The 4,279-nt window shown below is 50.2% G+C and carries 4 protein-coding genes; 1 reads left to right on the plus strand and 3 read right to left on the minus strand.

Annotated elements, in window-relative coordinates; translation table 11 throughout:
* A partial coding sequence (gene secF, locus AACZ40_RS28290; RefSeq protein ID WP_339676957.1) for a protein translocase subunit SecF occupies positions 1-1,970 on the plus strand: 1,970 nt, incomplete at its 5' end.
* Between the two features lie 106 nt (positions 1,971-2,076).
* Here the strand turns inward: secF and AACZ40_RS28295 are convergent.
* From AACZ40_RS28295 to AACZ40_RS28305, 3 genes are all read right to left on the minus strand, one after another.
* A complete protein-coding gene (locus AACZ40_RS28295; RefSeq protein WP_291177314.1) occupies positions 2,077-3,303 on the minus strand; it encodes an amidohydrolase family protein in 1,227 nt (408 codons plus the stop codon).
* Positions 3,304-3,363: 60 nt separating this feature from the next.
* Positions 3,364-3,687, minus strand: coding sequence for a DUF6793 family protein (locus AACZ40_RS28300; protein WP_291177311.1), 324 nt, complete (start codon positions 3,685-3,687; stop codon positions 3,364-3,366).
* Positions 3,688-4,059: 372 nt separating this feature from the next.
* Positions 4,060-4,279: hypothetical protein (locus tag AACZ40_RS28305; RefSeq protein ID WP_339676960.1), on the minus strand; the 220-nt coding region annotated here is incomplete at its 5' end.

The following is a 4,279-nucleotide window of genomic DNA, read 5'->3' on the forward strand; positions in this document are numbered from 1 at the left end:
AAGAAGTGAATGAACTTCTGAACGTGTTGAATGCGGGGGCTCTGGAAGTTCCCTTGAAGCCGGAACCTGTTTCAGAATTTTCCATCAGTCCTCTGCTGGGAAGCGATGTCCAGGAAAAAGGGAAACAGGCAATTCTGATCGCCGCTTTCGCAGTGATTGTCTTCATGCTGGTTTATTACCGGTTTGCGGGCCTGGTAGCGAATATCTGTCTGACACTGAACCTGCTGCTGGTGCTGGGCTGTATGTCATTCATTGATGCCACGTTTACCCTGCCCGGTTTAGCCGGCCTGGTACTGACGATCGGTATGGCCGTCGATGCGAACGTGCTGATATTTGAACGTATCAGGGAAGAAAAAGCCCGCGGCTCCAGCTTGAGAATGGCCATCAATAACGGGTTTTCCCGTGCTTTTACCACGATTGTGGACGCCAACCTGACCACGCTGATTGTGGCCATCGTGCTCTATATCATCGGGACCGACCAGGTACGCGGCTTCGCAGTCACGTTATTCATCGGGATTGTGATGAGTATGTTTACGGCCCTGTATGTAGGCCGTTTGATTTTCGATATCTTCGAACGGAAACGCTGGATCACTGATCTGAAGATGATGAGTATTGTTGGTACAACCAACGTCGACTTCATTGGAAAGAAGATGATCGCCGCCATTTTCTCTGGTGCCTTGATTTTAATCGGACTGATTGTAGTCGTCACCCGTGGCCAGGAAAACCTGGATATCGATTTCACTGGTGGTACCATGGTCACATTCGAGTTTGAAGACCAACAGGAAATTGATGATGTACGCGGTCTGTTGCAGGGGCCATTTAACAACAGCCTGACCCTTGAGCAACTGGAGCTTTCCAACGATCCCGGTTCCGAAGGTCGTTTCTTCCGTCTGCGAACGACATTGAATGACGCGGATGCAGGCGAGAATAAGGAAAAAGCGACAGATACGATTCGTGGTAAACTGAATGAAGCCTTCGGTGATCCGGAACATAAGTTGCGAAAAGTGACGATGGAGTATGGTGATGTCAAAAAACTGACTGGCAGCGAAGAATCGCCCGGCGGTACCGAAGTCTCACTGACTTTCAGTGGCGAAGTGAAAACATCCACCATTGATAACTATCTCAAAGAAGCCATTGCAGACATCGAAAATGCCGATGGTTCTGATAAATACGATCGGATTCCTGAGTTTCAACTGCAGGGAGTTGCAGACAGCAAAGAAGAGGAAGCGGACAAGCGGTTCAAGAAAATGACCATGCAGGCTGGACCTGATCTCTTGGAAGCAGATCTGAAGACTGCGTTAGCTGCGATGCAGACAGAGATGGCAACAACCGCCATTCTGGATGAAGTGAACAGTTTTGACAGTTCCGTAGCCAGCGAGATGCAGGAATCTGCATTACTGGCGATGCTGATCAGCCTGATCGCGATCGTGGCCTACATCTGGTTCCGGTTCCAGCGAATCACCTTTGGTCTGGCAGCGGTAGCCGCTCTGGTGCATGACGTTCTGGTGGTGCTGGGCATGGTTGCATTGGGTGCTTATCTCAGCGACACGGGCCTGGGCGTAATCCTCGGATTGAATGACTTCAAAATCAACCTGCCTATGATTGCTGCATTTCTGACAATCGTCGGTTATTCGTTGAACGATACGATTGTGGTCTTCGACCGGATTCGTGAAGTTCGCGGTAAGAACCCTGCTTTGACGACCAGCATGGTCAATGACAGTTTGAACCAGACCCTGTCCCGTACCCTGTTGACATCAATTACCACTTTGATCGTGGTTCTGATTCTGTATGCAATCGGTGGTGAGGGAATTCATGGATTTGCCTACTGTCTGGTGATTGGGGTGATTGTCGGTACTTACAGTTCGATCTTCGTTGCCAGCCCGGTTCTGATCTGGCTGATGAATCGACCTGGTAGTGCGACCGCCCGGGCAACTGAACAAAGTCAGAAACGGGCCAGCATAAGCAACTGACGGCTGGAACGGACTAAAATAAAAAAGGGCTCACCTGTTACGGGTGAGCCCTTTTTTTGTAGATCAAAATCAGCATACAGACTGGATAATACCAGTGATCTGTTTCTCAGCGAACCCGGTCGCCTTCGATGAAGACGGCTTCCACGGAGCCTGGGAACGTGATGCCTTCGAAGGGAGACCAGCCACACTTGGTCTGCATGTCTTCGCGTTTAATGGTGACGGGCTGTTTCAGATTGAGCACTGTCAGGCTGGCGGTGTACCCGGGTTCGATTCGACCAAACTTTTTAGGGGAAACATACGGGTTCACAAAGTCGCCCGGGTTTTCGGAACAGAACTTTGCCGCCTGCTCAGGAGTAAATTTCTGGTCCAGAATCAGCCAGGTCACAAATGCGCCATAAGTATCCAGGTGCGGTTGTCCGGAGATCCCCTGCTCGTTTTCCTCCAGGGTGTGGGGAGCATGATCGGTGGCGAGGTAATCCAGAGTTCCTTCGTGTAATGCAGCCAGCATGGCTTTGCGATCTGAGACAGTCCGCAAAGGCGGGTTCATCTGCATTTTTCCCCGATTCTCGTCGGTCAGATCAGACTGATCAAAATACAGATGATGTGGTGTTACCTCGCAGGTGACTTTCACGCCTCTGCTGCGGGCTTCACGAATCAATGGCAGCCCTTCCCCGACGGAATAATGACAGAGTTTACCACGGAGATCATATTTCTCGATCATCTGCAAGGCGAAACGCGTGGCGGAAATTTCGCATTCAGCGGGACGGCGTTCTTCGTGTGTAGCCGCGCTGGCATGTTCGTCCAGCAGAATCGGATCTTCACAGTGGAAACTGACATTACAGCCGCGGTAATGGGACAGGGTTTCATCCAGTTGTTCCAGTGTCCTGAAAAACAGATCGCCCACGCTGGGGCCCATATATGCCTTATACGGAACTGCAAATGAAAGGGGTCTGGTACCAGGCCCGATCCCCGCGTAGAGTGTAAAATGAATCGCGGGCTTTCTTTGTTCCAGATGTTTAACCTTGTCGCGGTAGCTTTCATCTGTGATGGGAGGGACCGGGTTATTAGGCATATCAGCAACGTGGACGACCCCACCGTTGATGGCGGCGGCAGCGGCGGTACAGAAATCTTCTTTGTAGATTTGTGACTCACCAACATCGTCACGGGCATGGATATGAATATCACCCATGCCGGCAAAGATCAGACAGTCATCAGAGAATGTGAGGTCTGGAGTGCCCAGATCAGCCCCGACCTCGGCAATCTGGTTGCCTGAGAGGCGGATCTGGCTGTGAGAAGTTCCTGAAGAACTGACGAGAGTTCCTTGTATGATCATCGGACTGAAGTCATTCCGTAGCTGTGGTGGGTTGTCTCTATAGCGTGGTTGCGATCTGGCTTACCAGCCGACTGACATGTTGGTTTCGATGGCCAGTTGTGCTTCGTGGAGATCAGCGCCAGTGTCACGCATGTAAAGGCGAATGGCGTGGACTTTGTCACCGGAGGCTTTGAACAGGCATTCGCGTGCCATGTCGCAAGGCTCTGTGTGCCCTTCAATCCCGAGCAGGCGTTTTGAAATCACCCACATGTCGCGGGGCCGACGCGTGACTCTTAAAATTTCGTCCTCAGGATAATTTTCCTGGGCAGCATTTTCCGCTTCTTCTTGAGTATTAGCCCAACCCACCATGATATGTGCGTTTGTTTCAATCTCATAAAGAGCCATAATTCAACTCCAGTCTGAAGAATGGAAAAGTGATAATCTGACGAACGACGTCGAACAACAGGACTCTTTCGAAATAGTCGTGACAGTTCATACATAAACTCAGGAGTCTGAAATCGAACATTTCCGTGAGCTTTATTATAGCCAAGCAGGATTCCCGGGGAGAGTGTCTTCTGGAAAATGTTTCAAGAAAAACAAAAATCACGAATTATAACGGTATTTCGCTTAACCTGAATTGCCGGCAATCTTTAAATGTGATCAGAGAGATGGCATTCAAGCTGTCTATGAGGTAAAGCGGGCTTCCAATGCGAGTACCATCTGCTGACAAATGTTTCCAGCAGAGGGATCAGAAATCAGGTTGAGGAACAGCGGGTTTCAACTTTGGTGTTGCGCGTCCCACTTCTCTTCCGCCGCACTTTTTCGAAGATAAAATGGAATCAGGTCCCAGACTTCATTCAGTGGAGGCTGATTTGCAGCATTTTTCTGTAGAGTATTCGCTGTTATTTCCGCAACTTCAGCGGCCTGGGGCGTGCGGAATTCTTCTGTCAGCAGTCGGGGCGCAGACTGAAAATCCTCTGGAAGCAGAGCGATTCCC

The sequence above is a fragment of the uncultured Gimesia sp. genome, assembly GCF_963972345.1.
Taxonomy (GTDB): Bacteria; Planctomycetota; Planctomycetia; order Planctomycetales; family Planctomycetaceae; genus Gimesia.